Below are 26,878 nucleotides of genomic sequence, written 5' to 3'. Positions count from 1 at the left end.
CGCGGACTCCAGAATTCGCAGCATCGCAACTTCTGCGTGAAGGCCTTGCAGCATCGGCCTCGCACTGAGAATAACCATGGCAACACTGTTGGATCTGGAGTCGAGCCCGCGCCTGTGCATCGAGGATGTGCAGATCACGGGGCACGCACAGCCGATCACGCTGCGCAGCTATCGCCCCGCGTCGGACGGCACGGTTCTGCCCATCGTTCTGTACTTCCACGGCGGCGGTTTCATTGGCGGTGCACTGGACGATGCCGATATCGCCGCCGCGACGATCGCACGCGATACGCCCGCGTGGGTCGTGTCCGTCGGCTATTCGCTCGCGCCGAAATATCCGTTTCCCGCCGCGCCCGAAGACGGCTATCGCGCGGCGCAGTGGGCGGTGGCGCATGCCCGCGCGCAGCGCGCGGATCCGCAGCGCATCGGCATCGCGGGCCATGACGCGGGTGGCAATCTCGCCACCTGCGTCGCGGCTATCGCACGTGATCGCGGCGATCTTCGCATGTCCGCGCAAGCCTTGCTCGCGCCGCTGCTCGATCCGAGCATGACGCGCCTAGCCGACGAACGCAAAGTGCTGTGCCCCGATTTCGAGGCATGCGAATGCGCGCAGTGGTATCGCGCGTATCTGCCGAATCCTTCGCAACGCCTGCATCCGTATGCCGCGCCGCTGGAATCGCGCCGACTCGGCGGCCTGCCGCCCGCGATGATCGCGAGCGCCGAGCACGATCTGCTGCATATCGAGGCGGAGAAATACGCGGGCGAGCTGATCGCCGCGGGCGTGCCGACCGAAGTCACGCGTCACGGCAAGACATCGCATCAGGCGCTCGCCGCGCATCCCGACGCGCTTGCCGATGTCGTCGCGTTCTTCAAAAAGCGCCTCTCACGCGCGAAATAAGCGCGAAATAAGCGCGAAACAAGCGCGAAACAAGCGCAAAAAGCCAACGCGAAAAAGTAAGCGCAAGAAACGGCACGCACGCCTCGCATCGCACAACAACAATCTCAACGCAACCGGAGCCTTCATCATGTCTTTCAACCGCAAACGCATCTACGCCGCGCTAGGCGCGGTGCTGATCATCGCCGGCGCGGGCGGCTATACCGCCTGGCGCGGTCACGGCGATTCGGCGATGAACGAAGCCAAAGCCGCCGCGCATAGCCCGACCGCAACCGAAGTGGACGTCGCGACCGTGATCTCGAAGACGATCACAGACTGGCAAAGCTATTCCGGCAGGCTCGAGGCGGTCGATCACGTCGACATTCGCCCGCTCGTGCCGGGCACGATCGTCGCCGTGCATTTCAAGGACGGCCAGCTCGTGAAGAAGGGCGATGCGCTGTTCACGATCGATCCGCGCCCCTACGAAGCCGAAGTGGATCGCGCGCAGGCGCAGCTCGCGGCGGCGCAGGCGCGCAACGGCTACACGTCGACGGATGCGGCGCGCGCTGAACGCCTGCTCGCCGATAACGCGATCGCGAAGCGCGATTACGACGAGAAGCAGAACGCCGCGCGCGAGGCCGTCGCCAACCTGAAGGCCGCGCAGGCTGCGCTCGAAACCGCGAAGATCAATCTCGCGTACACGCATATCACGGCGCCGGTTTCGGGCCGCGTGTCGCGCGCGGAGCTCACGGTCGGCAACATCGTATCGACGGGCGGCAACGCGCCCTTGCTGACGACGCTCGTGTCGGTCTCGCCGATCTACGCATCGTTCGATGTCGATGAACAAACGTACCTGCGCTATCTCGGCCGCGATGGCGGCAGCGCGGTGCCCGTGTCGCTCGGGCTCGCGAACGAGGACGGCTATTCGCGCGAGGGTGTCGTCGATTCCGTCGACAACCGGCTCGATACGACCTCCGGCACGATCCGCGTGCGCGCGCGCTTCAACAATCCGGACGGCACGCTCGTGCCAGGCCTCTATGCGCGCGTGAAAGTGGGCGGGGGCACGCCGCATCCGGCCGTGCTCGTGGAAGACGAAGCCATCGGCACCGATCAGGACAAGAAGTACGTGATGGTCGTCGACAAGGACAACCGCGTGCAGTACCGCGAAGTCGCGCTGGGCCAGACGCATGAAGGTCTGCGCGTGATCTCGAAGGGCCTGCAGCCGGGCGAGCGAATCGTCGTGAACGGCCTGCAGCGCGTGCGCCCCAACGACGTGATCAAGGCCAACAACGTCGCGATGAATGACGGCGGCGCAGCGCCCGTCGTGAAGACGGCATCCGCACAGTGATGCGCGTCATCCGCAACAGACAGAAATCGTCATGAACATATCCAAATTCTTCATCGACCGCCCGATTTTCGCGGGCGTGCTCTCGGTGGTCGTGCTGCTCGCGGGCATCATCGCGATGTTCAAGCTGCCGATCTCCGAGTATCCGGAAGTCGTGCCGCCTTCGGTCGTCGTGCATGCGCAGTATCCCGGCGCGAACCCGAAGGTGATCGCGGAGACCGTGGCCTCGCCGCTCGAAGAGCAGATCAACGGCGTAGAGGACATGCTCTACATGCAGTCGCAAGCCAACAGCGACGGCAATCTCACGACCACGGTCACGTTCAAGCTCGGCACCGATCCGGACAAGAACACGCAGCTCGTGCAGAACCGCGTGAACCAGGCATTGCCGCGTTTGCCGCAGGACGTGCAGCGTCTCGGCGTGACGACGATCAAGTCGTCGCCTACGTTGACGATGGTGGTGCATCTGAACTCGCCCAACGGCCGTTACGACATGACGTATCTGCGCAATTACGCGCTGATCAACGTGAAGGACCGGCTCGAACGCATCGCGGGCGTGGGCGAAGTGCAGCTGTGGGGCTCGGGCGATTACTCGATGCGCGTGTGGCTCGATCCGCAAAAGGTCGCGCAGCGCGGCATGACGGCGACGGATGTCGTCAACGCGATTCGCGAGCAGAACGTTCAGGTGGCGGCGGGCGTGATCGGCGGCTCGCCGACACTGCCGAACGTGCCGCTGCAACTGAACGTGAATGCGCGCGGCCGCTTGCAGAACGAGTCGGAGTTCCGCGACATCGTGTTGAAAACATCGCCGGATGGTGCGGTCACGCATCTGAGCGATGTTGCCCGCGTCGAGCTGGCTGCATCGGAATATGGCTTGCGCTCGTTGCTCGACAACAAGTCGGCGGTTGCAATCGCAATCAATCAGCAGCCGGGTGCGAACTCGCTGCAGATCTCCGACGAAGTCCGCAAGACGATGAAGGAACTGAAGGCGGACATGCCGGCGGGCCTCGAATATCAGATCGTCTATGACCCGACGCAGTTCGTGCGCTCGAGTATCGAAGCGGTGATTCATACGCTTGCCGAAGCGATCGCGCTGGTCGTGCTCGTCGTGATCGTGTTCCTGCAGACCTGGCGCGCGTCGATCATTCCGTTGCTCGCGGTGCCGGTGTCGATCGTCGGGACGTTCTCGCTGCTGCTCGCATTCGGGTTCTCGATCAACGCGTTGTCATTGTTCGGGATGGTGCTCGCGATCGGTATCGTCGTCGACGATGCGATCGTGGTCGTCGAGAACGTGGAGCGCAACATCGAGGCGGGCTTATCGGCGAGAGAGGCCACGTATCAGGCAATGCGCGAGGTGAGCGGGCCGATCATCGCGATTGCATTGACGCTGGTTGCCGTGTTCGTGCCGCTCGCGTTCATGTCCGGTCTCACGGGCCAGTTCTACAAGCAGTTCGCAATGACCATCGCCATTTCGACGGTGATCTCCGCGTTCAACTCGCTGACGCTGTCGCCGGCACTCGCCGCACTCTTGCTGAAGGGCCACGACGAGCCGAAGGACTGGCTCACGCGCGGCATGGACCGTGTGTTCGGCGGCTTCTTCCGCGCCTTCAACAAGGTGTTTCATCGCGGCTCGGATGCGTATGGCAAGGGCGTGAAGAGCGTCATCAATCGCAAGGCATTGATGATGGTCGTGTATGCCGTGCTGCTCGGCGGCGCCGTGCTGATGGGCAAGATCGTGCCGGGCGGCTTCGTGCCCGCGCAGGACAAGGAGTATCTGATCAGCTTCGCGCAACTGCCGAATGGCGCGTCGCTCGACCGCACCGAAGGCGTGATCCGTCAGATGTCGGATATCGCGCTGAAGCAGCCGGGCGTGGAGAGCGCGGTGGAGTTTCCGGGCTTGTCGGTGAATGGTTTCACCAATTCGTCGAGCGCGGGCATCGTGTTCGTCACGCTGAAGCCTTTCAAGGAGCGCGTGCATGACAAGGCGCTGTCGGCCAATGCGATCGCTGGCGCGCTGAATCAGAAGTATGCGGGCATCAAGGGTTCGTTCATTGCCGTGTTCCCGCCGCCGCCGGTGCTGGGTCTCGGCACGCTCGGCGGCTTCAAGATGCAGCTGGAAGATCGCGGCGCGCTCGGTTATTCGGCACTCGCCGATGCCACTCAGGCGTTCATCAAGCGCGCATCGCAGACGCCTGAACTCGGCCCGACGTTCTCCAGCTATCAGATCAACGTGCCGCAGCTCAACGTCGATCTCGATCGCGTGAAGGCGAAGCAGCTTGGCGTCTCCGTGACGGATGTATTCGACACGATGCAGGTGTATCTCGGCTCGCTCTATGTGAACGACTTCAATCGCTTCGGACGTGTGTATCAGGTGCGCGTGCAGGCGGACGCGCCGTTCCGTGCGAATCCGGAAGACATCGGCTTGCTGAAGACGCGCAACGCGAACGGCGACATGGTGCCTTTGTCGTCGCTCGTGAAGGTGACGCCGACATACGGCCCCGAGATGGTGGTGCGCTACAACGGCTACACCGCCGCCGATATCAATGGCGGTCCTGCTCCGGGCTATTCGTCGGGGCAGGCTCAGGCAGCGGCGGAACGTATTGCGGCGGAAGTGCTGCCGCGCGGGATCAAGTTCGAATGGACCGATCTCACGTATCAGCAGATCCTCGCGGGCAATGCAGCCTTGTGGGTCTTCCCGATCAGCGTGCTGCTCGTGTTCCTCGTGCTTGCCGCGCTGTATGAAAGCCTGACGCTGCCGCTCGCGGTGATCCTGATCGTGCCGATGAGCATTCTGTCCGCACTGCTTGGCGTATGGCTCACCGATGGCGATAACAACATCTTCACGCAGATCGGCCTGATGGTGCTGGTTGGCTTGTCGGCGAAGAACGCGATTCTGATCGTGGAGTTTGCACGCGAGCTGGAGATGCAGGGCCGCTCGATCGTGCAGGCCGCGATCGAAGCGAGCCGCCTGCGTTTGCGCCCGATTCTGATGACGTCGATCGCGTTCATCATGGGCGTGGTGCCGCTCGTGCTGTCGACGGGCGCGGGCTCGGAAATGCGTCACGCGATGGGCGTCGCGGTGTTCTTCGGCATGCTGGGCGTGACGCTCTTCGGTCTGATGCTGACGCCGGTGTTCTACGTGATCCTGCGCAAGCTCTCCCGCACGGAACACGTGACGGACAAGCACGGCTCGCATCCGCAGATGCGCGGTATCGGTGCTCCGTATGAAGCGCAATGAGGTCAATGATGAATAAGCTGCATGTTTTATCGAGTCTGATGGCGTCGTTGATGCTGGTCGCGGGCTGCTCGCTCGCGCCGACCTACGAGAAGCCGAACGTCAACGAGCCGTCGGCCTACAAGGAAACGCCGCAGAAGACGCTCGACGCGTCGGAAGCGGGCACGTGGAAGACCGCGCAGCCTTCCGAAGAGATGCTGCGCGGCGAATGGTGGAGCATCTTCGGCGACGCCACGCTCAACGATCTGGAAAAGCAGGCGCAGGACGCGAACCAGAATCTGAAGGCCGCGGCGGCGCGCGTGAAGGAAGCGCGCGCGATCAACCAGACGGCGCGCGCGGGCCTGTTCCCGAAGCTCGACGCGGGCTTCGGCCCGACGCGCGAGAAGCTCTCGCCCGCGTCGCAGTTCCTGCCGCCCGATGGCAACGTGCCCGCGCAGACGTTGTGGCGCGCGCAGGCGAGCGTCTCGTATGAAGTGGATCTGTTCGGCCGCGTGTCGAACTCGGTGCAGGCCGCGAATGCGGACACGCAGCAGAGCGAGGCGCTGTTCCGCTCGGTGCAGCTTGCGTTGCAGGCGGACGTCGCGCAGAACTACTTCAATCTGCGCGAGCTCGATGCCGAAACGGATGTCTTCACGCGCACGGTGCAGTTGCGCGAGGAAGCGCTGAAGCTGGTGCAGAAGCGTTTCACCGAGGGCGATATCAGCGAGCTGGACGTGGCCCGCGCCAAGTCGGAACTCGCGACGGCGCGCTCCGACGCGATGACGGTGCAACGCCTGCGCGCGGCATCGGAGCATAGCCTTGCGGTGCTGCTCGGCAAGGCGCCCGCCGAGTTCTCGATGGCCGCGAATCCGCTCAAGCCGGTGACGGTGCGCGTGCCGCCGGGTCTGCCTTCGTCCCTGCTCGAGCGTCGTCCCGATATCGCGGCGGCGGAGCGCGCGATGGCGGCGGCGAACGCGCGCATCGGCGTGGCGAAGGCGGCGTTTTTCCCGTCGCTGACGCTGACGGGCTCGGGCGGCTTCGAATCGGCGACGCTCGGCGATCTCTTCAAATGGTCGAGCCGCACGTTCCTGCTCGGGCCGTTCGCGGGCACCATGCTCAATATCCCGATCTTCGACGGCGGCCGCCGCAAGGGCGATCTCGCGAATGCGCGGGCAGTGTATGAAGAAGATGTCGCGAGCTATCGTCAGCAGGTGCTCGTCGCGTTCCGCGAGGTCGAGGACAATCTTTCGGATCTGCGCATCCTCGAAGACCAGACGGCCACGCAGGACGATGCGGTGAAGGCATCGGTGCGCGCGGCGCAGCTCTCGCGCACGCAGTACACCGAAGGCGCGGTGAATTATCTCGACGTGATCGACGCGGAGCGCACCGTGCTGCAATCGCAGCGTGCGTCGGTGCAGTTACAGGGCACCCAGGCGGTGTCGACGGTGAACCTGATTCGCGCGTTGGGCGGCGGCTGGGGCGATGCGATGCCTGCGCCCGTGCCCGAGCCGAGTCTCGCGCAGAAGTAAAGCCACGCATGGCCCTGCGCTCCGCAGGGCCATTTTTCTTTGAGTGACTGCCGATTGTTCGTCTATCGGAACATATGTCTTCACCTGTAGGGCGTTTATCCGCGAGGCCCGAATCCATAGAATTCTGATCATGGGATAGGGAGCCGATGATGAAAGACTTGATCGCAAGACAACTGTATCAGCCGGCGGTGGTGCTGCCACTGCTACTGTTGACGCGCCTGATGGTCACGCTCGACTTCAATCTCGCGCAGGTGATGTTCGTGATGGTGCTGCGAGGCTCACAGCACGCATACCACTTCGCGCTGCGCCTTGCGACGGCACGTCAGCGCGGCAATGCGTCCGTGAAGCACATCGCCTGCAACAACTGCTGCTGACGCGCGGTATATCGAAGCTCAGTAAACCTCGGGAACGTACATTTCATCGGGCACGGGCTGCCTCAGATAGTCGGGATTGAACACGCGGTCGGGCAGCTCGACCGGCTGATGCTCGACCTCGTGATACGGCATCTGGCTCAGCAGGTGATGGATGCAGTTCAGGCGCGCACGCTTCTTGTCGACGGCGTGCACGACCCACCACGGCGCTTCGGGAATGTGCGTGCGCTGGAGCATCACTTCCTTCGCCGCCGTGTACGCTTCCCAGCGGCGGCGGCTTTCCAGGTCCATCGGGCTCAGCTTCCACTGCTTGAGCGGATCTTCGATACGCGCCTGGAAGCGCACTTCCTGTTCGTCATCGGTGATCGAGAACCAGTATTTGACGATCTGGATCCCGCTTCTCACCAGCATCTTCTCGAACTCGGGAACCGAGCGGAAGAATTCCTCATACTCTTCGTCGGTGCAGAAGTTCATCACGCGCTCGACGCCCGCGCGGTTGTACCAGCTGCGATCGAACAGCACGATTTCGCCGGCCGCCGGCAAGTGCGACACGTAACGCTGGAAATACCACTGCGTGCGCTCGCGATTGTTGGGCGCGGGCAGCGCCGCCACGCGGCACACGCGCGGATTCAGCCGCTGCGTGATGCGCTTGATCGCGCCGCCTTTGCCCGCCGCATCGCGTCCCTCGAAGATCACGACGAGACGATGCCCCGTATGCACGATCCAGTCCTGTAGCTTCACGAGCTCGCCCTGCAGACGGAACAGCTCGCGGAAGTACGTCTTGCGCAGCGCCCGCTCTTCGTCGGAGAAGGTCGATTCGCCGTCCAGGAAGCGATCGTCGACCTCCATTTCGAACTCTTCGTCGTAGCTGTCGATGATGTCAGCGTGGAAACGGCGCTGCTTGTCCGTGTTCATGAAAGGCTCCGTGGCGTTCTTGGGCTGCCGCGTCGTCGTGGACGGCCGCGGCGCGGGACGGCCGATTATGACGGCATTCGATGTCAATCGTATGACATCGGCCGTTTCGGGAATTGTAGAAAGCGGCGTGGGCGCTCACAAATGGCGCGGCGCTTTGCCGACGCGACGCCGCGCGCCGTTAGAATGTTCCGGCACTTCGATGGCATGCCGATGGCACCCCGACCTCATTTCATATCGACGACGAGCGAACACGATGACCGCAACGATCCACAGTTTCGACGAAGCCCAAACCGCGCGCCTTGTGCCTTATGACCGGCTGGTGGACACGCTCGCCGCGACGATGCTCGACTACGCGGCCGGGCGCATTGTGAGTCCCGAGCGGATGGTCGTGCCGATCGAGGGCGGCGTGATGCTGTCGATGCCCGCGAGCGCCGCCGATCTCGCGATGCACAAGCTCGTGAACGTCTGCGCCGGCAATGGCGCGCGCGGCCTGCCGACGATCCACGGCCAGGTCACGGCCTACGATGCCGTGACGGGCGTGCCGCAGTTCATGCTCGACGGCCCGACGGTGACGGGGCGGCGCACGGCTTCGGTATCGATGCTCGCGATCCGCGCGCTGCATGCGAACGCGCCGCGCGAGGTGCTTGTCATAGGCACGGGCAAGCAGGCGGCGTATCACGTCGAGGCGCTCGCTGCCGTTTATCCCGGTGCGCATATTCACGTGCAGGGCTCGCGCCCGGAACGCGCGCGCGAATTCTGTTCGGCGCATGCGTCGGTTTGCAACAACCTGTCCGCGCTGGAACAGTCCGTGATTCCCGATTCCATCGATGTCGTGATCGCCGGGACCACGAGCAAAACGCCCGTCTACACGCTGCCTGCGCGCGCGGGGCGCCTCGTGATCGGCGTGGGCGCATTTACCGCCGATGCCGCCGAAATCGCCGCCGCGACCGTGCATGCGAGCGAGCTCTATGTCGACGATCCCGCGGGCGCGCGGCACGAAGCGGGCGATTTCATTCTCGCGGGCGTCGACTGGAGCGCGGTCCATCCGCTGTCCGAGGCGCTCGCGGCGCCCTCGAACGAAGCCGCTTCAGCGCGTCCCGTGATGTTCAAATCGGTTGGCTGCGCGGCGTGGGATCTTGCGGCGTGCCGCGTCGCGCGCGCGGTTTTGTCGGACGAAAACAACGCGTCGCGCCACGCGCAGCAAGGATAGGAAGGTTGGAACGGTACTTGCTGGTTGCCTACTTAATGAGTGGCGCTCGGGGCGCCACGGGACGAACGGCGCCGTGACGCGCCACAGCAATCGAGCCAGCGAACTAACCCATGAAAAGTCGATACGACAGTAAATGGCACCCCTGGATTCCGGCGCACGAGGACGGGCATGAAGGTGCCGGCGGCACGGCGCGCGGGGAGCGCCACACGCCTGCCCATGCGAGCGCCGCGCCGCCCGCGGCCTATTTCATCTCGGTGCTAGAGCTCGCCACGGGCGAGAAGCTCGGCAACGACGAGCGCACGCGCGCCGTGGCGATGCTCGAATCGCAATTCGGCGCGGGTCGCCCGCGCACGCTGAAAGAGGCGGTGCGCATCTGCGCCGCCGCTATCGATTCGTCGACATTGCAGCGCATGGCGCGCGGCGCGAAGGCCTGAAATCGGTCTGATCCGTTTGCGCGGCCGACGCGCGTTTTTTCACACGTGTGTAAAACGCGCGTGCGTGCCAGCAAAGCGCGCGAACGTTCGGACGCGCGCCTCGCCTCTCATTTGACGGTCTGAATCACCTCGAAGCCTTCGAACTCGGGGTGCCCGAGATAGAGCTGACGCGTTTCGCCGCCCGCGTTGCGGTGCGCCGCGCGAAACGCGTCCGAGCGCGTCCAGTCCTCGAAGGCCGCCTTGTCCGCCCAGACCGTGTGGCTCGAATACAGAACGTGGTCGTCCTTGACCGGTCCTTTGAGCAGATGAAACTCGACGAACCCCGGCACGTCCTTGAGATGAGTGTCGCGGCTGGTCCAGAGGCGTTCGAAATCGGCCTCGGCGCCGGGCACGATCTTGAAGCGGTTCATGGCGATATACATGTCGATGCGTTTCCTTCGCGGTAAGCGGTCGTCAATGGAAAAAATCAGCTGCGTTCGAGTTCGACTATCGTTTTGAAGCCGCCGAAAAACATGCGCTTCGCGTCGAACGGCGGCTCGGCGGATTCCATCATTGTCTTGAGGCGCGGGTCTTCCATCACCTTGGCGTTGATGCTGTCGCGCTGCTCGCGCGACTCGTAGACGATATACGAGAACGCCACCGTTTCGCCTTCCTTCAGTTGCACGCTCTGCGGAAAGGATGTGAGCTTGCCGGGCTTCACATCGTCGGCGATGGTCTCCACGAATTGCAGCGCTCCATATTCCAGCCAGATCTTGCCGGCTGCTTCGGCCATGGTGCGGTAGGCGTCGATCTTGTCGATCGGCACCGGCACGACGAATCCATCCACGTAGTGCGCCATATGAGTCTCCTGATTCGGTTCGAGAGGGCCGCGCATGCGATGCGCTGTCTCTTTGAGCCATGCGCCAGGAGGGAAGTTCAGGCGCTCGCGTGCGGCAGTTCGGCCGTCCATGTATCGGCGGGCGTGGCGCGCCTGAGCACCGTCGACGACAGCGGCGCGAAGTCCATCGTGTAGACGGACGCGAGCGGCATGCCGAGCGCATGCGCGAGCGCCGCTTTCACGACGATCGCATGCGTGACGACGATGCAGCGCTCGCGCGCATTTAGACGATCGATGAATGCAAGACCCTCCGCGACGCGCGCCGCCAGCATGGCGACGCTCTCGCCGCCGTGCGGGCGCGCTTGCGGATCGGCGAGCCACGAGGCGACTTGCCCGGGCTCGCGCTCGCCGGTTTCGCGAATCGACAGCCCGTGCCAGCGGCCGTAGTCGATGTCGTCGAACGCGGGGACGATCTCGAATGCATTCGAGATCCATGCCGCCGTTTCGCGGGCCACGCGCGCGGGACTGGAGATGACGCGCATATCGCGTGTCTCGCGGCCCGCGCGCAGCGGCGCGAGCATGGCGCGCGCATCGCGCTCGGCGCGTTCATCGCCGCTGGGAAAGCGGCCGGCTTTCATCGCGCGCGTGGCGGCGTGGCACAGCAGGATGAGTTCCAAGGGAGCGTGACGGGCGAATCGGAATCGTTTTACTTTGCCGTCAATCATCATAGAATGGCAAGCTTGCAGTGCGAGGAAGCCGGTGCAAATCCGGCACGGTCGCGCCACTGTATGCGGTTCGTGAGCTTAAAGGCGCTCTCCCGCGAGTCAGACCCCGCTGCATGCTCTTCATCAATCGGGACGCGCTTTTCCCTGGAGAACCACCATGAATGCTTCCAACGCGCCGGTCTTTTCCGCTCCGGCTTCTCCCTCGCTCGACGCACCCATCCCCATTCCGGTGCGTGAAGTGCTGCCGTGGGCCGTCTTCATCGGCCTCATTCTGCTGATCGCCATGTATTTCGTGGGCGCTGAGCAGGGCGCGACGTCGATCTTTTCCGGCACGTACGTTCACGAATTCGTTCACGACGGCCGGCATCTGCTCGGCTTTCCGTGCCACTGAGGGCGCGTCATGATTCGCACTTTGCTGATACGCGGCATGATCGCGGGGCTGGTCGCGGGCCTGATCGGCTTCGGCTTCGCGCGCGTGTTCGGCGAGCCGTCGGTGGCGCGGGCCATTGCGTTCGAGGAACAGCATGAGCATGCGTCGGTGCCACATGAGCACGAACATGCCGATGCCTCGGCAAGCGCCGCGCATTCGCACGATCACGGCGACGATGCGCTCGTCTCCCGCGATACCCAGGCGGGTCTCGGCCTGCTGACGGGCATCGCGGTGTTCGGCACCGCATTGGGCGGTCTCTTTTCTCTCGTGTTCGCGTTCGCGTATGGACGGCTCGGCGCATTGCGCGCGCGGGGCACGTCGGCGTTGCTGGCGTTGTTCGGCTTCGTGAGCGTGGCTATCGTGCCGTTTCTCAAGTACCCGCCGAATCCGCCGGCGGTCGGCAGCGCCGAGACCATCGGGCCGCGCACCGCGCTTTTCTTCGGCATGGTGGCGATGTCGCTCGTGGCCGCGGTGTTCGCCGTGCGGCTGCAGCGGCGCATGGCAGCGCGGCACGGCGGCTGGAACGCGACGCTGCTCGCGGCGGCCGCGTACATCGTCGCAATGGTGATTGCGCAGGTCGCGTTGCCGCGCATCGACGAAGTCCCCGCCGATTTCTCTGCTTCGCTGCTGTGGAATTTCCGTCTCGCCGCGATCGGCATGCAGGCGCTGATCTGGACGACGCTCGGCCTCGTGTTCGGCGCGCTCGCGGCGCGTGAGCTGGAGCGCCCGGCGGTCAGGAGAATGGCCGCGGCCTGAGCAATTCATCACGGCTGACCGCACGGCCCGCGTTCCGTCAGGAGCGCGGGCTTTTCGTTTGGTCTTTGGCCGCACGCCGCGCGAGCAATTCGTCGAACAAATCGCGCTTCGCGGCATCGTCCATGGATCTGAACGTCTTGATCTCTTCGCGGCTTCTGAAGCAGCCGAGGCACAGGCCGGTTTCGGCATCGAGCTTGCAGACGTCGGTGCAGGGCGAGCCTATGGGTTCCTGCGTCTTTGCGCGCTCGATGGTGAAGGCGAGATCGAGCGGCGTGCGAATGTCTTGCGTGGTCGTCATAGTTGTTCGCCGCGAAAGAGCGCGGCGGCCGCGGCCGGATTCGATGGCCAGTATGCGTGCATGTAGGTGGCCGTCACCGGACCGTGCCGATAGAGCGCTTCGCCTGCTGTGCCCGTGGTCGCGTGTGTCGCTTGAAGAACAGGTTGCATCGGCGTTTGCAGGGTCGAGTAATGGAACGTGTGGCCGGTCATCGCGCCATGCATGGTGTCGATGCGCTGCATTGCGAGGCGCGAGAGCTTGCGTTGCATCGCGGCATCGCCGGGAAGAACGCCTAGCATCGCGTGCTGCGTTCCTTCGATGTCGGTCAGCGAACCCAGCAGATAAAGCATGCCGCCACATTCCGCGACGACCGGCTTCTCACGCGCGACGTGTTCATCGATCGACGCGCGGGTGCGCGCATTCGCGGCGAGCGCCGCCGCATGCAGCTCGGGATAGCCGCCGGGAAGATAGAGCGCGTCGGCATCGCGGGGCGCGGGCTCGTCGGCAAGCGGCGAGAAGCTGCTGATACGCGCGCCCATCGCGACGAGCAGGTCGATATTCGCCGGATAGATGAACGAGAACGCGGCATCGCGCGCGATCGCGATATGCATGCCGTCGAGAAGACGCGGCGGCGAGGGCAGCACCGCATCGTCGAAATGGACCGGCGGCGGAAGATCGGCGAGCGATGTTTGCGCGATCGCATCGGCGGCGCGGTCGAGCCGCGCATCGAGGCCCGCGACTTCTTCGGGCTGCGTGAGGCCGAGATGACGTTCGGGCAGTGCGATATCGTCGGCGTTCGAGAGATGGCCGCAATAGCGCAGGCCTTCGGGAATGGTCTCCGACAACATCTGCGCATGACGCGGCGATGCGACGCGATTCGCGAGCACGCCATGAAACGGCACGTCCGCGCGATAACGCGCGAGTCCGAACGCGATGGCCCCGAAGGTCTGCGCCATGCCGTGCGCGCCGATGACCGCGAGCACGGGCACGTTGAACGCGGCGGCGAGATCGGCGCTGCTGGGCGTGCCGTCGAAGAGACCCATCACGCCTTCGATGAGGATGAGATCCGCTTCGCGCGCCGCTTGCGCGAGCAGCGCGCGGCACGCATCGAGCCCGACCATCGACAGATGCAGCGAATAGACGGGCGCGCCGCATGCGCGTTCGAGAATCATCGGATCGAGAAAATCCGGGCCGGTCTTGAAGACGCGCACCTTCAGGCCGCGGCGCGTGTGATGCCGCGCGAGCGCGGCCGTCACCGTGGTCTTGCCTTGATGCGACGCGCTCGCGCCGATGAAGAGAGCGGGGCAGTCCGGCATCGCGTTCAGAACTCGACGCCGCGTTGCGCCTTCACGCCTTGCTCGCGATAAGGATGCTTCACGAGGCGCATTTCCGTGACGAGATCGGCGAGTTCCACGAGCGCATCGGGCGCATGACGTCCCGTGACGACGACATGCAGCATCGCGGGCCGCGCCTTCAATACGTCGAGCACTTCGTCGAGCGGCAGATATTCGTACTTGAGCACGGTGTTGAGCTCATCGAGCACGACCATCTGATACTCGCCGCTTTCGATCATGCGCCGCGCCTCGTTCCAGCCACGGCGCGCGGTAGCCATGTCGGCTTCGCGGTCCTGCGTGTTCCAGGTGTAGCCGTCGCCCATCGTGACGAAATCGCAATTGGCGATGGTGCCGAGAAAATCGCGCTCGGACGTATGCAGCGCGCCCTTGATGAACTGCACGACGCCGAGCTTCATGCCATGACCGAGCACGCGCACGGCCATGCCGAACGCCGCCGTGGTCTTGCCCTTGCCGTTGCCGGTATTCACGATCAGCAGGCCTTTCTCGTGATCGGCCGCGGCCTGCTTTTTCTCGTGACCTTCCTTGCGGCGCTGGGTCATGCGCAGATGCGATTCGGTATCGGTTTTCACATGATCTCCGGGTTCGAAGGGAATCGATGCGTGTGGGCGCATATGAAAGACGGCCGTATCGTACCTCAGTGGCGGCTTCGATATGCGTCGTTCGCGGGTTAATTCTGCGCTAAGAGACGGTGTGCATCATGCAGTCACCGACTTGAGGAGCAGAGAAATGGACGCGTTCTATCTGTATCTGGAGCTTGTGGCGCTTGCGTTGCTCGTCTGGCTTTGCCGCGACAAGTTCAGACGGGGTATCGTGAAGCCGCTAGACAGCAAAGCCCGCGCGCACGCGACCCTCAAGTCGCGATTCACCCTTCGCTCGCGCCGCCCTCACGCGCCTTTGCAACCGCGACGGTTACGCCGCAATCGATCGTCTTTGGCACGATGAGCGTGTGCGTATTGCCCGCGAGCAGCGCGCAAGGCTCGCATACGCCATCGACCTTCATATGCTTCGCCGCGTGATTCGACACCGCGGTGCCGGGCGCCCGTGCGATTTCATCGGCGCTATAGAAACGCAAAGACAAGCGATGACGCTCGCAGAACGTGAGCAGTCCCGCTTCGTCCCGCTTGGCGTCGATGCTCGCGACGATCGCGATATCGGCGAATGAACGCGAGCCGAGTGCGCGCCGCACGGCCTGTTCGATCGCATCGGCGCTCGTGCCGCGCCTGCAGCCGATGCCAACCGCGAGCCGCGTGACACAGACCGCATTCATGCGAACGATGACAGGTTTCATGGAGAGTAGAGATGACGTGCGCGGCACGCGCGTTCGGAGCGGGCCAACCTTATCACAGCGCAATGCCCGAATGTGCCCGGCGCAGCCGGTCCTTTCTTGACGCTCACGCGCGCGGGGCCTAGACTTTCACGCAGTTTTGGTGCTCGCGCGCGGATTCTCTCGCGCGCAGTTAAACGGGAAGCAGGGCGCGTTCCATTCGACCAGTCGAACGAGCGTCAACCTGCGCTGCCCCCGCAACGGTAAGCGATTCCCGCATAGGCGATGTTTTCATCGCCCGTGCGGGAAGCCGGCTTCGAGGCCACTGCGCTCATTGGGGGCGCGGGAAGGCGAAGCGGCGTCGTCGTCAGCCCGGATACCGGCCAGACATGAGAGGGTGCGTAGCCGCGGGGATGCGGCGCGTCCCGTGATCCATCGAATCGTGCGTTTCTCTTTTCGTCCAGCCGCGAAGTCCCTCGCCTCGCGCGAGATGAAGCGCACGCACAATCAGCCACGGAGCTACGATGCAAACCCGCAAGATCCCCGTCACGGTCGTGACCGGCTTTCTCGGCAGCGGCAAGACCACATTGATGCGGCATATCCTGTCCAATGCGCAAGGCAAGCGCATCGCGGTGATCGTCAACGAGTTCGGCGAGCTCGGCATCGACGGGGAAATTTTGAAGGGCTGCGGCATCGGTTGCGACGACGAAGCCGGTTCGAAGGACCGCAATCTGTATGAGCTCGCAAACGGCTGTCTGTGCTGCACGGTGCAGGAAGAGTTTTATCCGGTGATGGAGCAGCTCGTCGAGCGGCGCGACAGCATCGATCACGTGCTGATCGAAACCTCGGGTCTCGCGCTGCCCAAGCCGCTCGTGCAGGCATTCAATTGGCCGTCGATCAAAAACGCGTTCACTGTCGACGCGGTCGTGACTGTCGTCGACGGCCCCGCTGCCGCGAGCGGCCAGTTCGCGGCGAATCCCGTCGCCGTCGATGCGCAACGCAAGGCCGATCCGAACCTCGATCACGAATCGCCGCTGCACGAGTTGTTCGAGGATCAGCTTTCGTCGGCCGATCTCGTCATCGTCAACAAGACGGATCTCATGGACGATGCCGCGCTGCGACAGGTCGAAGCGCTCGTGCGTCCCGAGATTCCGCCCGAGGTGAAGATCGTGCCCGCGCAGATGGGCAGGCTCGATGTGCATACGCTGCTCGGGCTCGAATCCGCATCGGAAGAAAGCATTCATCTGCGGCACGATCATCACGGCTCGCCCGATGACGAAGGCCACGCCGATCATCATCACGACGAGTTCGATTCGGTCGTCGTAGAAGGCGTGGTCGAATCGCGCGAGCAGGCGCTGGCCGCATTGCATGTGCTCGTCGAGCATCACACGATCTATCGCGTAAAGGGCTTCGCCGCGCTGCCGGGCGCCGCGATGCGCCTCGTCGTGCAGGGCGTCGGGCGGCGCTTCGACAGCTACTTCGATCGCCGCTGGCAAGCCGATGAAGCGAACACGCCGAGCCGCTTCGTGCTGATCGGCGAAGATCTGGAACGCGATACGCTGCAAAGCGCCTTCGACGCCGCGCTCGCAAGCGCGCCCGTGCAGGCGTAACAGCGATGCATCTGCTCCGCACGACACCGGGAGGCTTTGTCGACGACGCGCAGGGCGTCATGCGCATCGATCAGACGAGCGCACCGATCGTCGTGCTCAGTTCCGCCGATACGACGCTCGCGCTGCTCGCGAGCGTGTTTCCGCGTCTCGAAGCCGGCTTTCCCGAAGTGCGGCTCGCGAATCAGGCGTTCCTGCGTCAACCGGCTTCCGTCGATTTCTATGTCGACGATGTCTTGCGTCACGCGAAGGTCGTGATCGTCGATCATCTCGGCGGCGAGTCGTACTGGCCGTATGGTATCGAGCGCCTCGTCGCGCTGGCGAGGAAAGAAAAGCAGATGCTCGCGATGTTCTCGGGCGATCTGACCGAGGACCCGAATCTCATCGGCAAGAGCACGGCGGATGCGCAGTTCTGCCGCGAGTTGTCGCGCTATCTGCGCGAGGGCGGCGCACGCAATGCGGAAGAGTTTCTGCGCTCGATCGCACACCGCGCATTCGGCTTCGGACGCGAGCCGCAAGCGCCGAGCCCGCTGCCTGCCGTCGCGATCTATCATCCCGAGCGCGATATTGCGGCAATCGAAGACTGGCAGGCGCGCTGGACCGAAGGCGCGCCCGTCGTCGGCATGCTGTTCTATCGCGCGCATTTGCAGTCGGGCAACACCGCCGTGTTCGATGCGCTCATCGAAGCGCTCGAAAAAGAAGGCATGAATCCGCTGCCAATCGCGATTTCGTCGCTGAAGGAAAGCGTGAGCCGCGAAGTGGTCGAGCGCTTGTGCGCGGAGCATCGCGCGTCGCTCGTATTGAACACGACGGCCTTTGCCGCGAGCGTGATCGGCGAGGACGAAGCATTCGAAGTCGCGGGCGATGCGCCCGTGCTGCAAGTCATTCTGAGCGGCGGCAATCGCGACGATTGGCAAAAGGACAATCACGGCCTGAATTCGCGCGATGTCGCGATGCACGTCGCGCTGCCCGAAGTCGATGGCCGCATCATCACGCGCGCGGTGAGCTTCAAGGGGCTCGCGTATCACTGCAAGCATACGCAAGTGGATGTCGTGCGCTATCAGGCCGATGCCGAGCGCGTGCGCTTCGTGGCCGAGCTGAGCCGACGCTGGTGCAAGCTGCGTCATACGCCGAACGCGCAGAAGCGCATCGCGCTCGTGCTCGCGAACTATCCGGCGAGCGAAGGGCGCATCGGCAATGGCGTGGGGTTGGATACGCCCGCGTCGGCCATCGGCATACTGGCGATGCTCGCGTGCGAAGGCTATCGCGTCGGCCCGATTCCCGCGAACGGCGATGCGCTCATCGCCGCGCTGACCGAAGGCGTGACCAACGACCCCGTCGTGCGCGATCTGCGTCCCGCGTTGCAGAGCCTTTCGCTCGACGACTACCTCGATGCATATCGCCTGCTTCCCGCCGATGCGCGCGCCGCGCTCGAAAAGACCTGGGGCGCGCCCGAAGACGACCCGACGTTAAGACGCGGCCGCTTCATGATCGCGGGTTATCGCTGCGGCGAAATCTTCATCGGTATTCAGCCTTCACGCTCGCGCGAGCGCAACGATTACGCGAGCTATCACGACGCCGAGCTCGTTCCGCCGCATTCGTATCTGGCGTTCTATTTCTGGCTGCGCCTGCGCTTTCAGGCGGATGCGCTCGTGCATGTGGGCAAGCACGGCAATCTCGAATGGCTGCCGGGCAAGAGCGTCGCGTTGTCGTCGTCGTGCTGGCCCGATGCGATTCTCGGGCCGATGCCGCATCTCTATCCGTTCATCGTGAACGATCCGGGCGAAGGCAGTCAGGCGAAGCGCCGCGCACAGGCGGTCATCATCGATCATCTGATGCCGCCGCTCACGCGCGCCGAAAACTACGGGCCTTTGCAGGACCTCGAACGTCAGGTCGACGAATACTACGAAGCGCTGATGGTCGATGCGCGCCGCGCGAAGCTCCTGCGCAAGTCGATTCTCGCGAACATCGTCGAGAACAGGCTGCACGAAGAGCTCGGGCTCGATGCGCCGCGCGATATCGTCGGCGAAGATGCGCTGCTCACGCGCGCCGATGCGTACCTCTGCGAATTGAAGGAAGCACAGATTCGGGACGGCCTGCATGTGTTCGGCGTGTCGCCGCAAGGCGTGCAGCGGCGCGATACGCTGCTCGCGCTCGGCCGCTTTCCGATCGGCGATGGGCAAGGCGCGAACGCGAGCCTCATCACGGCGATCGCGCGCGATCTGCAACTCCCCGCTGCCTTCGACCCACTCGATGCCGACTGGGCCGCGCCGTGGACCGGACCACGCCCGCACGCGCTTGCCGAAGTCAGCGACGCGCCGTGGCGTCATCACGGCGATACGCGCGAGCGTCTCGAATCGTTAGCGATGCAACTATTGTCGGACGATGATGCTCATGCGCCCGGTCCACATGCGGCGCTCGTGCTCCAAAGACTGCGCGGCGATGTGCTCGCGCGGCTCGACGCATGCGGACCGCAAGAGCTGATGCAGCTGAAGCGCGGCCTCGAAGGACGTTTCGTGCCGCCGGGGCCGAGCGGCTCGCCATCGCGCGGCAGGCCGGACGTGCTGCCCACGGGCCGCAACTTCTATTCCGTCGATACGCGCGCATTGCCGACGCAAGCCGCGTGGTCGCTCGGCGTGAAATCCGCCAACGCATTGGTCGAGCGCCACGTGCAGGATCACGGCGATTTCCCGCGTGCGATCGGTTTGTCGGTGTGGGGCACGGCGACGATGCGCACCGGCGGCGACGATATCGCGCAGGCGTTCGCGCTGATAGGCGTGCGGCCGAAGTGGGCGGCGGGCAGCCATCGCGTGACGGACTTCGAGATTCTGCCGATCTCCATCTTCAACCGGCCGCGCATCGACGTGACGCTGCGCGTGTCCGGCTTCTTCCGCGATGCGTTCGCGAATCTGATGCATCTCTTCGACGCCGCCGTGCAAGCCGTCGCCGAACTCGACGACGAACCCGCCGACGTGAACCCGATCCGAGCGCGCATTCTTCGCGAGCGCGACGAGCTGATCGCGCGCGGCATCGATGCGAAGGAAGCGCGGCGGCGCGCGGGCTGGCGCGTGTTCAGCACGAAGCCGGGCGCATACGGCGCGGGCCTGCAGGAATTGATCGATGCAAGGCAATGGCAGACCGACGCCGATCTTTCCGCCGCGTATCAAAGCACCGGCGGCTACGCGTATTCGCAAGGCGGCGATGGCGTCGAAGCCCGCGCGAGCTTCGGCACGCGGCTTTCGAACCTCGATGTCGTGTTGCAGAATCAGGACAACCGCGAACACGATCTGCTCGATTCGAACGACTATCACCAGTTTCAGGGCGGCATGGTCGCGGCCGTGCGTTACCTGTCGGGCGTGCAGCCGCAGACGTACAACGCGGATCACAGCAATCCCGCCGCGCCGCGCGTGCGCACGCTGAATGAAGAGATCGCGCGCGTGGTGCGCTCGCGCGTCGTCAATCCGAAGTGGATCGATGGCGTGAAGCGTCACGGCTACAAGGGCGCCTCCGAGCTTGCCGCGACGGTCGATTATCTCTTCGGCTATGACGCGACGGCGCGCGTCGTGTCCGATCATCAATACGCGCTCGTCACCGATGCCTATGTGAACGACGCCGACACGCGCGCGTTCATCACGGCGCACAATCCGCACGCGCTGCAATCGATCTGCGAGCGCCTGCTCGAAGCGATGGAGCGTGGCTTGTGGCAGGAACCCGCTGGCTATCGCGAGCAGGTCGAACGGCATCTGATCGATGTCGAACAGCGAATCGAAGGCCGACAGTCTTGAACGAAACCATTTCATCGCCGGTATTTCCTTTCTCCGCGCTCGTCGCGCAAGAGCCCTTGCAGCAGGCACTTTTGCTGGCGGCGGTCGATCCGTCTATCGGCGGCGTGCTCGTGAGCGGGCCGCGCGGCACGGCGAAGTCCACGGCGGCGCGCGCGCTCGCGGAGCTGATGCCCGAAGGAAAGTTCGTGACCTTGCCGCTCGGCGCGAGCGAGGAGCAACTGATCGGCACGCTCGACATCCAAAGCGCATTGCGCGACGGCGGCGTGAAGTTCTCGCCGGGCCTGCTTGCGAAAGCGCACCTGGGCGTGCTTTATGTCGATGAAGTCAATCTCCTGCCGAATCCGCTCGTCGACCAGTTGCTCGATGTCGCCGCGAGCGGCGTGAACATCGTCGAGCGCGATGGCATTTCGCATCGGCATGACGCGCGTTTCGTGCTGATCGGCACGATGAATCCGGAAGAGGGCGAACTGCGTCCGCAATTGCTCGATCGCTTCGGGCTCGCCGTGGAGATGAGCAATTGCTTCGATTCGGGCGTACGGCAGCGCATCGTGAAAGCGCGTCTCGCATTCGATGCCGCTCCCGATGCGTTTCGCGCGCGGCAGGAAAGCGAGCAGGCTTCCTTGAGCCAACGCATTCACGCGGCGCGTGCGGTGCTCTCGACCTTCGATTTCGACGACGCCGTTCATGCGCGCGTGAGCGAGCTTTGCATCGCGGCGCATGTCGATGGCTTGCGCGCCGACATCGTGATGTTGCGCGCGGCGCGGGCTTTGGCCGCATTCGAAGGCGCTTCGAACGTGGCCGTGGTGCATGTCGAGCGTGTCGCGGAGGCGGTGCTGAAGCATCGTCGCCGGGAAGCTCACGCGTCTTCGCCGGACCATGCGGAGCGTGAATCGGCACCGCGCGAGACGAACGCGGGCGAGTCGGAATGGGGCTACATGCCGCCCGAGCCTGCGGGCACCACGAAGATCAAGCAAGTGAGGCCGCTCGCCGCAAAAAAAGCCTGAGCCATCGAAGGCGCGACGCGGATGCCTTTGACACAGGGCATCGCCTTCGATGGAACGAAGCGCGTTCGAAAGGCCGCTTCGCCGGGCGCGAAGGCGAGGAAAGCCACTCCATCGACTGGATGACGACCCTGCGTGCGAAGCGTTCCGCGCGTCTCGATGCGCGTCATCTTCGTTATCGGCGCACGCAAGGCGAAAGCGCGATTCTGCATTGCTTCGTGCTCGATTGCTCGGGTTCGATGCTCGCGGGCGAACGTCTAGCGCGCGCAAAAGGCTTGCTCGTCGCGTTGTTCGATCGGGCTTATCGCGAGCGGGCGGAAGTCGCGCTCGTGTGCTTCGGCGCAGGGCGTGCGGAGGTGCGTCGTCAGCCGGGCGCGGCGCATTGGTTCAATGAGCGCTGGATCGCGCCGATCGGCGGCGGTGGGGGCACGCCGCTCGCGCTTGGTTTGTCGAGCGCGGAAACCGTGCTCGCGCGCGCGGCGCGGCGCAGGCCGTCGCAAAGACGCTGGCTGTGGGTGCTGACCGACGGGCGCACGAATGAACGGCCGGCGGCGCCGTCGTCGGCGGATGAGATCGTCGTCGTGGATTTTGAAGAGGGGATGGTGCGAGCCGGACGCGGCGAGTCGCTCGCGCGTGACTGGGACGCGCAATACGTCACCGCCGACGCCCTGTCCTACTCATACCACCGCGGCGTATAAACCCAATCCCCGACGACCCGCGTCGTCGATGACCCGACTATAACCATCGTCCGCATATCGACGAGTTCGCTTTTCAACTCGCCTAGCGTCACCACGCGCAACGTTTCGGCAGGCCGCCCGATATCCCGTCCGAGCACAACGGGCGTCTTCGAATCGCGATACCGCTTCACGATCTCGATCGCCCGATCGAACTGCCACGGCCGCGCCTTCGACAGCGGGTTGTAGAACGCCATCGCGAGATCCGCTTCGCCCGCATGCGCGATGCGCTTCTCGATCACGCTCCACGGCTTGAGGTTATCCGACAGCGACAGCACGCAAAAATCATGACCCAGCGGCGCGCCCGCACGCGCGGCCGTCGCGAGCGATGCCGACACGCCCGGCACGATCGCGAGCTTAACGGCGCTCCATTCGGCGTGCGCCGCGCCGCCTTCGTCGAGCGCTTCGAGCACGGCCGCCGCCATCGCGAACACGCCCGGATCGCCCGACGACACCACGACCACGCGCCGTCCCTCGCTCGCGAGTTCGAACGCATGACGCGCGCGCTGCAATTCCTCCCGGTTGTCCGTCATGTGCACGCGCTGATCGTCGCGAAACGGGCCAGCCATGCGCACATAGGTTTCGTAGCCGAGCACGTCCTGCGCGATGTCGAGCGCGGCGCGCGCGGCGGGCGTCATCAGTTCCGCGCTGCCGGGGCCGAGTCCGATCACGGTCAGCGTGCCGCGCGCACGGCCTGTCGATTGCGCATCGATGGGCGCATCGCCGACGTGCAGCGCGATGCCGTGCACATCGCTGGCGTCGAACGGCGCGGTATCGCAAAAGCGCAGCGGCACATTCAACGCGCGCGCGGCATCGTCGAGCGAGCGCGAAGCCATGTCACGCGCAGGCGCGGTCAACGCCGCAAGCGCGAGCGGCGACACACCGCGCTCGCGCATCGCGAGACGCACGCGTTCGGCGATCTCATCGCCGGAAGATGCATCGCCGACCCACGCGAGCACGCAACGCGGATGGATCACGAGGCTGTCTTCATCGTTCACGGCGAGCGGCGTGATGCGCACGGCAAGACGCGCATCGTCGGCGCGGGGCAGGGCGGCATTGTCGAGCCAGGGCGCGCGGCCTTCGATGCGCGTCGTCGCGCCCGCCAGCAAGTCCGACACGAAGCGCTTGCCCTGCTCGATATCCGCGAGCGCATAACCTTCGGGCGGCGCGAGCAGGCATTGACCGAAGCGCAGTTCGCCGCTCGTCGTGATCGCGGGCGCGATGTCGAGCGCAATGCCGATCTCGCGCGCCAGCACGTTCACGCCGCTCATTCCGCCGATGAGCGGCACGACCGCGCTGCCATCCTGCGCGACGGCGAGCACGGGCGGCTCGGCGTCCTTGTCGATGAGACAAGGCGCGAGCGCGCGAATCACGATGCCCGCCGAACACAGCGCGACTATCGGCACGCCCGCTCGATACAACTCGCGCACGTGCGCGCCGAAGTCGTCGTAAGCGATATCCGCGCTCACGCGATTCGCGAGCCCATGCACGCGCGATTCAGGAAAACGCGCCTGAATGCGCCGCGCGGTATCGATCGCGGCGGGGCCGAGCACGACGATCGCCATCGGTGCCGAAGCATTCACGCCCGCCATTTCTTCCCCGGCACGACGAGCAGCGAAAAATACGGCGACGCCATCGGATCGACTTCATCGAGCGGCACGATGCGCTGGTTCGCCATCGTCGCGCGCTCGACATACAGCGCGCGCTCATCGAGGCCGAGCGCCGCGAGCACGCGCCGCACTTTGTCGAAATTGCGCCCGAGCTTCATGATGACGGCCGCATCCGCCGCTTCGAGGCGGCGCTTCAGTTCGTCTTCGGGCAGCACGCCCGACAGCACCGACAAACTCTGATTGCGGTACACGAGCGGCACGCCCAGCACCGCGACGCCGCCGAGCATCGAGCACACGCCAGGCACGACATGCGCGTCGAAGCGCCCGGCGAGACGATCGTGCAGATACATGTACGAGCCGTAGAAGAACGGATCGCCTTCGCAGATCACCGCGACATCGCGGCCGGCTTCGAGATGGCCGGAGATCGTGAGCGCGGCTTCGTCGTAGAACGCGCTGATGATCGTTTCGTAACAGAGCGGCGGTTCGAGCGCTTCCGTCGTCACCGGATAGACGAGCGGCAGGCGCGTCTGCGCATCGTCGAGATGCGCTTCGATGATGCCGAACGCATTGCCCTTCTTGCCCTTCGCGACGAAATACGCGACCACCGGCGCGGCCTTCAGAAGCCGCAGCGCCTTCACGGTGATCAGTTCGGGATCGCCGGGACCGACGCCGAGACCATAGAGACGTCCGCTCATCATTCGGCCTCCGAGGCAAGTGCGTTCACCGCTGCCGCCGCCATCGCGCTGCCGCCGCGCCGGCCTAGCAGCGCGACGAAGGGCACGCCGCGGCTGTCGGCGGCGAGCATCGCCTTCGATTCCGCCGCGCCGATGAAGCCGACCGGAAAGCCCAGTATGAGCGCGGGCTTCGGCGCATCCGCATCGAGCATGTCGAGCAGATGAAAGAGCGCGGTCGGCGCATTGCCGATCGCGACGATCGCGCCTTCGAGATGCGGCCGCCAGAGTTCGAGCGCGGCCGCCGAGCGCGTGTTGTTCATCGCGCGGGCGCGCTCGGCGATCGACGAGTCGCTCAATGTGCAGATCACGCGGTTGTCGGCGGGAAGGCGCGCGCGCGTGATGCCTTCGGCGACCATGCGCGCGTCGCACAGAACCGGCGCGCCGGCTGCGAGCGCGCGCCGGCCCGCGATGCCCGCGCCGGAAGAAAAGCGCAGATCGCTCACGATATCGACCATGCCGCATGCATGGATCAGGCGCACCGCGAGCTTTTCGAGGTCGGCGGGAACGGCGGCGAGGTCGGCTTCGGCGCGGATCGTCGCAAAGGACTGGCGATAGATCTCCGCGCCGTCGCGGATATAGTCAGGCATCGGCATGGCTCCGGGCGAGCCGTTCGGCCGCCTCTTCGATGGTCAGGTTGCGCGCGACGGCGTGGGCGTCGCGATGCAGGTCGTATCGTCCCGGCGCGACGGCATAGAGCGTCACCGGCACGGGATGCGCCGCCGCGCACGAACGCTCGCAGCCGCTCAGATGCACTGGCCCTTCGTCATGCGAGGGCAGGAGCGGGGCGAGGCGATGCGCGTCGGCTTTGGTATCGGCACGGCTCTTGATGCAGCCCTCGGAACCCGCGCACGCGATGAGACGTGCGAGCGGATCGCGCGGATCGGTGGCGAGGCCGAGTGCACGCAGGCCTTGCAGCACGTCGTGTGTGTTCTGAGGCGCGATGCCGGGTATCAGCACGCTTTGCCATGGCGTCATCACGAGGCGGCCTTCGGCATGCGTTTCGGCGAGATCGGCGAGCGCTTCGAGCATGCGCGCGTCGAGGCGGCCGAGCGGCGTTTGCGCGCCCGCGTACCACGTCGCGCGATGCGGTTCGGCGTGCGCGCCGAGACGCAGCGATGCATCGGCGGGTGCGCGTTGCCATGCGTTCGCGTGCGCATCGAAATGGAATGCTTCGAGAAAGCGCTCGATGCCGATGCGCGCAAGCAGATCGCGCATGCGATGCTCTTCGGGCGATGCCAGCGCGAGAAAACGGCGCAGCACGTTCAAGGCGAACGTCACCACGTCGCCGCGCGCGATGGCACCGTGCGCGCGCTGCTGCATCGTTCCCGCAAAGCCGAATGCGAAGCGCGCGCCGCCGTCGAGCGAAGACAGCCACAGATCGTGCGGATGATCGAGCATCGCGAGTTGCTCGCCGCCGTCGAGCTGCAGCGCGAACTTCGGCGACAGCGCGCGCAGCGACACATCGGCCTGCATCGCGTCGATGATGTCCGCGGCGAGCGCGCGCGTCTCGTCGCTTGCGAGCGGGCTCAGCATCACGTTGCGGAGATCGTCGCCGCCTGGCATCGCCGGGCCGAGGCCCGCGCCGGACGCGATATTCACCAGTTCAGCGTGGGCATCGTCGCGGATGCCGCGCAGTTGCAGATTCGCGCGATTGGTCACTTCGATCACGCCCGAGCCGCACGTTCGCGCCGCGCGCGCGACGGCCCGCGCCGCGTGCGCGCTCAATGCGCCGCCCGCGAGACGCAGGCGCGCGAGGCCGCCGTCGCGCGCGGGCACGATGCGCATCAGGCCCGGACACGCGGATGCGCGCGGAGCGTTCGGGATCGATGGACGGTCGAATGAAGTCAAAGCGTGACCCGTAGGGCTTCGCGCATGATGAGCGAACCGGTACACCCCG

The 26,878-nt window shown here is 64.9% G+C and carries 25 protein-coding genes and 2 riboswitches; of the genes, 13 read left to right on the top strand and 12 right to left on the bottom strand.

What is annotated here, in order from left to right:
* Positions 1–76: 76 nt before the first annotated feature.
* The 5 genes from AC1Z32_RS31130 (at position 77) to AC1Z32_RS31110 (ending at position 7,330) form a co-directional block, all read left to right on the top strand.
* Positions 77–895 carry an alpha/beta hydrolase gene (locus tag AC1Z32_RS31130; RefSeq protein ID WP_483482674.1) on the top strand — a complete coding sequence of 273 codons (819 nt, stop codon included), beginning with the start codon at positions 77–79 and terminating at the stop codon, positions 893–895.
* A gap of 127 nt (positions 896–1,022) precedes the next feature.
* Positions 1,023–2,219 carry an efflux RND transporter periplasmic adaptor subunit gene (locus tag AC1Z32_RS31125; protein WP_483482673.1) on the top strand — a complete coding sequence of 399 codons (1,197 nt, stop codon included), beginning with the start codon at positions 1,023–1,025 and terminating at the stop codon, positions 2,217–2,219.
* 31 nt (positions 2,220–2,250) lie between these two features.
* Positions 2,251–5,451 (top strand): efflux RND transporter permease subunit, encoded by a 3,201-nt coding sequence (locus AC1Z32_RS31120; protein ID WP_483482672.1) that lies wholly within the window; start codon positions 2,251–2,253, stop codon positions 5,449–5,451.
* Complete coding sequence (locus tag AC1Z32_RS31115; protein ID WP_483482671.1) at positions 5,448–6,956, top strand: efflux transporter outer membrane subunit; 1,509 nt, start codon at positions 5,448–5,450, stop codon at positions 6,954–6,956. Before AC1Z32_RS31120 ends, AC1Z32_RS31115 begins: the two co-directional genes overlap by 4 nt.
* Positions 6,957–7,105: 149 nt before the next feature.
* Positions 7,106–7,330: a hypothetical protein gene (locus AC1Z32_RS31110; protein WP_483482670.1), complete on the top strand. Its 225-nt coding sequence runs from the start codon at positions 7,106–7,108 to the stop codon at positions 7,328–7,330.
* Positions 7,331–7,348: 18 nt separating this feature from the next.
* Here the strand turns inward: AC1Z32_RS31110 and ppk2 are convergent, their stop codons facing one another.
* The gene (gene ppk2, locus AC1Z32_RS31105) at positions 7,349–8,242 is read right to left on the bottom strand and encodes a polyphosphate kinase 2 (RefSeq protein ID WP_483482669.1); all 894 of its coding nucleotides are present in this window, start codon (positions 8,240–8,242) and stop codon (positions 7,349–7,351) included.
* 253 nt (positions 8,243–8,495) lie between these two features.
* Here ppk2 and lhpI point away from each other — a divergent pair, with 253 nt between their 5' ends.
* Positions 8,496–9,452, top strand: a complete 957-nt coding sequence (gene lhpI / locus AC1Z32_RS31100; protein ID WP_483482668.1) for a bifunctional Delta(1)-pyrroline-2-carboxylate/Delta(1)-piperideine-2-carboxylate reductase — start codon at positions 8,496–8,498, stop codon at positions 9,450–9,452.
* Positions 9,453–9,562: 110 nt separating this feature from the next.
* Positions 9,563–9,886, top strand: coding sequence for a hypothetical protein (locus AC1Z32_RS31095; RefSeq protein ID WP_483482667.1), 324 nt, complete (start codon positions 9,563–9,565; stop codon positions 9,884–9,886).
* A gap of 107 nt (positions 9,887–9,993) precedes the next feature.
* On the opposite strand, the gene hmuQ is transcribed toward AC1Z32_RS31095, so the two are convergent.
* The 3 genes from hmuQ to AC1Z32_RS31080 form a co-directional block, all read right to left on the bottom strand.
* Positions 9,994–10,308 carry a heme-degrading protein HmuQ gene (hmuQ, locus tag AC1Z32_RS31090; RefSeq protein WP_483482666.1) on the bottom strand — a complete coding sequence of 105 codons (315 nt, stop codon included), beginning with the start codon at positions 10,306–10,308 and terminating at the stop codon, positions 9,994–9,996.
* A 44-nt stretch (positions 10,309–10,352) separates the two neighbouring features.
* On the bottom strand, positions 10,353–10,724 hold the full coding sequence (locus AC1Z32_RS31085) for a DUF1428 domain-containing protein (RefSeq protein WP_483482665.1): 372 nt from the start codon (positions 10,722–10,724) through the stop codon (positions 10,353–10,355).
* A gap of 77 nt (positions 10,725–10,801) precedes the next feature.
* On the bottom strand, positions 10,802–11,380 hold the full coding sequence (locus AC1Z32_RS31080) for a histidine phosphatase family protein (protein WP_483482664.1): 579 nt from the start codon (positions 11,378–11,380) through the stop codon (positions 10,802–10,804).
* 49 nt (positions 11,381–11,429) lie between these two features.
* Positions 11,430–11,556: riboswitch (cobalamin riboswitch) on the top strand.
* 29 nt (positions 11,557–11,585) lie between these two features.
* On the opposite strand from AC1Z32_RS31080, the gene AC1Z32_RS31075 reads away from it, so the two are divergent.
* Positions 11,586–11,819: a CbtB domain-containing protein gene (locus AC1Z32_RS31075; protein WP_483482663.1), complete on the top strand. Its 234-nt coding sequence runs from the start codon at positions 11,586–11,588 to the stop codon at positions 11,817–11,819.
* A gap of 9 nt (positions 11,820–11,828) precedes the next feature.
* Positions 11,829–12,614: a CbtA family protein gene (locus AC1Z32_RS31070; RefSeq protein ID WP_483482662.1), complete on the top strand. Its 786-nt coding sequence runs from the start codon at positions 11,829–11,831 to the stop codon at positions 12,612–12,614.
* Between the two features lie 37 nt (positions 12,615–12,651).
* Here AC1Z32_RS31070 and AC1Z32_RS31065 read toward each other — a convergent pair whose 3' ends face one another.
* From AC1Z32_RS31065 to AC1Z32_RS31050, 4 genes are all read right to left on the bottom strand, one after another.
* Positions 12,652–12,912, bottom strand: a complete 261-nt coding sequence (locus tag AC1Z32_RS31065) for a DUF1289 domain-containing protein (RefSeq protein ID WP_483482661.1) — start codon at positions 12,910–12,912, stop codon at positions 12,652–12,654.
* The gene (locus tag AC1Z32_RS31060; RefSeq protein WP_483482660.1) at positions 12,909–14,207 is read right to left on the bottom strand and encodes a cobyrinic acid a,c-diamide synthase CobB; all 1,299 of its coding nucleotides are present in this window, start codon (positions 14,205–14,207) and stop codon (positions 12,909–12,911) included. Before AC1Z32_RS31060 ends, AC1Z32_RS31065 begins: the two co-directional genes overlap by 4 nt.
* 5 nt (positions 14,208–14,212) lie before the next feature.
* The gene (gene cobO, locus AC1Z32_RS31055) at positions 14,213–14,815 is read right to left on the bottom strand and encodes a cob(I)yrinic acid a,c-diamide adenosyltransferase (protein WP_483482659.1); all 603 of its coding nucleotides are present in this window, start codon (positions 14,813–14,815) and stop codon (positions 14,213–14,215) included.
* 293 nt (positions 14,816–15,108) lie between these two features.
* Entirely contained in the window at positions 15,109–15,534 is a 426-nt protein-coding gene (locus tag AC1Z32_RS31050; RefSeq protein WP_483482658.1) for a cobalamin biosynthesis protein, read from the bottom strand.
* Between the two features lie 120 nt (positions 15,535–15,654).
* Positions 15,655–15,912, top strand: a riboswitch (cobalamin riboswitch).
* Between the two features lie 122 nt (positions 15,913–16,034).
* On the opposite strand from AC1Z32_RS31050, the gene cobW reads away from it, so the two are divergent.
* The 4 genes from cobW (at position 16,035) to AC1Z32_RS31030 (ending at position 22,601) form a co-directional block, all read left to right on the top strand.
* Positions 16,035–17,120: a cobalamin biosynthesis protein CobW gene (gene cobW / locus AC1Z32_RS31045; RefSeq protein ID WP_483482657.1), complete on the top strand. Its 1,086-nt coding sequence runs from the start codon at positions 16,035–16,037 to the stop codon at positions 17,118–17,120.
* Between the two features lie 5 nt (positions 17,121–17,125).
* Positions 17,126–20,902, top strand: a complete 3,777-nt coding sequence (cobN, locus tag AC1Z32_RS31040) for a cobaltochelatase subunit CobN (protein WP_483482656.1) — start codon at positions 17,126–17,128, stop codon at positions 20,900–20,902.
* Complete coding sequence (locus AC1Z32_RS31035; protein ID WP_483482655.1) at positions 20,899–21,906, top strand: magnesium chelatase ATPase subunit I; 1,008 nt, start codon at positions 20,899–20,901, stop codon at positions 21,904–21,906. The genes cobN and AC1Z32_RS31035 overlap by 4 nt, the downstream gene beginning before the upstream one ends.
* A gap of 119 nt (positions 21,907–22,025) precedes the next feature.
* Positions 22,026–22,601, top strand: a complete 576-nt coding sequence (locus AC1Z32_RS31030) for a vWA domain-containing protein (protein ID WP_483482654.1) — start codon at positions 22,026–22,028, stop codon at positions 22,599–22,601.
* Here AC1Z32_RS31030 and cobJ read toward each other — a convergent pair.
* Genes cobJ through cobG form a run of 4 tightly spaced genes read right to left on the bottom strand, consistent with a single transcriptional unit; the run spans position 22,577 to position 26,829 of the window.
* Positions 22,577–24,229: a precorrin-3B C(17)-methyltransferase gene (gene cobJ, locus AC1Z32_RS31025; RefSeq protein WP_483482653.1), complete on the bottom strand. Its 1,653-nt coding sequence runs from the start codon at positions 24,227–24,229 to the stop codon at positions 22,577–22,579. The two genes, AC1Z32_RS31030 and cobJ, sit on opposite strands and share 25 nt — an antisense overlap.
* Positions 24,217–24,945 (bottom strand): precorrin-2 C(20)-methyltransferase, encoded by a 729-nt coding sequence (locus AC1Z32_RS31020; RefSeq protein WP_483482652.1) that lies wholly within the window; start codon positions 24,943–24,945, stop codon positions 24,217–24,219. The genes cobJ and AC1Z32_RS31020 overlap by 13 nt, the downstream gene beginning before the upstream one ends.
* Positions 24,942–25,568, bottom strand: coding sequence for a precorrin-8X methylmutase (locus tag AC1Z32_RS31015; protein ID WP_483482651.1), 627 nt, complete (start codon positions 25,566–25,568; stop codon positions 24,942–24,944). Before AC1Z32_RS31015 ends, AC1Z32_RS31020 begins: the two co-directional genes overlap by 4 nt.
* Positions 25,561–26,829, bottom strand: coding sequence for a precorrin-3B synthase (cobG, locus tag AC1Z32_RS31010; protein WP_483482650.1), 1,269 nt, complete (start codon positions 26,827–26,829; stop codon positions 25,561–25,563). The genes AC1Z32_RS31015 and cobG overlap by 8 nt, the downstream gene beginning before the upstream one ends.
* Between the last annotated feature and the right edge of the window lie 49 nt (positions 26,830–26,878).

It is taken from the genome of Caballeronia sp. 11_S32 (assembly GCF_056930355.1).
The sequence above is the reverse complement of the archived record's forward strand: the minus strand, read 5'-3'. Positions and strand labels throughout refer to the sequence as shown.

What these genes read in the sequence shown, in the direction of transcription:
- AC1Z32_RS31130 (WP_483482674.1), top strand. Translation starts at nt 77, where the DNA reads ATGGCAACACTGTTGGATCTGGAGTCGAGCCCGCGCCTGTGCATCGAG.
- AC1Z32_RS31020 (WP_483482652.1), bottom strand. Translation starts at nt 24,945, where the DNA reads ATGATGAGCGGACGTCTCTATGGTCTCGGCGTCGGTCCCGGCGATCCC.
- AC1Z32_RS31075 (WP_483482663.1), top strand. Translation starts at nt 11,586, where the DNA reads ATGAATGCTTCCAACGCGCCGGTCTTTTCCGCTCCGGCTTCTCCCTCG.
- AC1Z32_RS31015 (WP_483482651.1), bottom strand. Translation starts at nt 25,568, where the DNA reads ATGCCTGACTATATCCGCGACGGCGCGGAGATCTATCGCCAGTCCTTT.
- cobJ (WP_483482653.1), bottom strand. Translation starts at nt 24,229, where the DNA reads ATGGCGGGCGTGAATGCTTCGGCACCGATGGCGATCGTCGTGCTCGGC.
- AC1Z32_RS31115 (WP_483482671.1), top strand. Translation starts at nt 5,448, where the DNA reads ATGAGGTCAATGATGAATAAGCTGCATGTTTTATCGAGTCTGATGGCG.
- AC1Z32_RS31030 (WP_483482654.1), top strand. Translation starts at nt 22,026, where the DNA reads ATGACGACCCTGCGTGCGAAGCGTTCCGCGCGTCTCGATGCGCGTCAT.
- cobN (WP_483482656.1), top strand. Translation starts at nt 17,126, where the DNA reads ATGCATCTGCTCCGCACGACACCGGGAGGCTTTGTCGACGACGCGCAG.
- AC1Z32_RS31050 (WP_483482658.1), bottom strand. Translation starts at nt 15,534, where the DNA reads ATGAAACCTGTCATCGTTCGCATGAATGCGGTCTGTGTCACGCGGCTC.
- AC1Z32_RS31065 (WP_483482661.1), bottom strand. Translation starts at nt 12,912, where the DNA reads ATGACGACCACGCAAGACATTCGCACGCCGCTCGATCTCGCCTTCACC.
- ppk2 (WP_483482669.1), bottom strand. Translation starts at nt 8,242, where the DNA reads ATGAACACGGACAAGCAGCGCCGTTTCCACGCTGACATCATCGACAGC.
- AC1Z32_RS31125 (WP_483482673.1), top strand. Translation starts at nt 1,023, where the DNA reads ATGTCTTTCAACCGCAAACGCATCTACGCCGCGCTAGGCGCGGTGCTG.
- AC1Z32_RS31070 (WP_483482662.1), top strand. Translation starts at nt 11,829, where the DNA reads ATGATTCGCACTTTGCTGATACGCGGCATGATCGCGGGGCTGGTCGCG.
- lhpI (WP_483482668.1), top strand. Translation starts at nt 8,496, where the DNA reads ATGACCGCAACGATCCACAGTTTCGACGAAGCCCAAACCGCGCGCCTT.
- AC1Z32_RS31120 (WP_483482672.1), top strand. Translation starts at nt 2,251, where the DNA reads ATGAACATATCCAAATTCTTCATCGACCGCCCGATTTTCGCGGGCGTG.
- AC1Z32_RS31110 (WP_483482670.1), top strand. Translation starts at nt 7,106, where the DNA reads ATGAAAGACTTGATCGCAAGACAACTGTATCAGCCGGCGGTGGTGCTG.
- AC1Z32_RS31060 (WP_483482660.1), bottom strand. Translation starts at nt 14,207, where the DNA reads ATGCCGGACTGCCCCGCTCTCTTCATCGGCGCGAGCGCGTCGCATCAA.
- hmuQ (WP_483482666.1), bottom strand. Translation starts at nt 10,308, where the DNA reads ATGTATATCGCCATGAACCGCTTCAAGATCGTGCCCGGCGCCGAGGCC.
- cobW (WP_483482657.1), top strand. Translation starts at nt 16,035, where the DNA reads ATGCAAACCCGCAAGATCCCCGTCACGGTCGTGACCGGCTTTCTCGGC.
- AC1Z32_RS31095 (WP_483482667.1), top strand. Translation starts at nt 9,563, where the DNA reads ATGAAAAGTCGATACGACAGTAAATGGCACCCCTGGATTCCGGCGCAC.
- AC1Z32_RS31085 (WP_483482665.1), bottom strand. Translation starts at nt 10,724, where the DNA reads ATGGCGCACTACGTGGATGGATTCGTCGTGCCGGTGCCGATCGACAAG.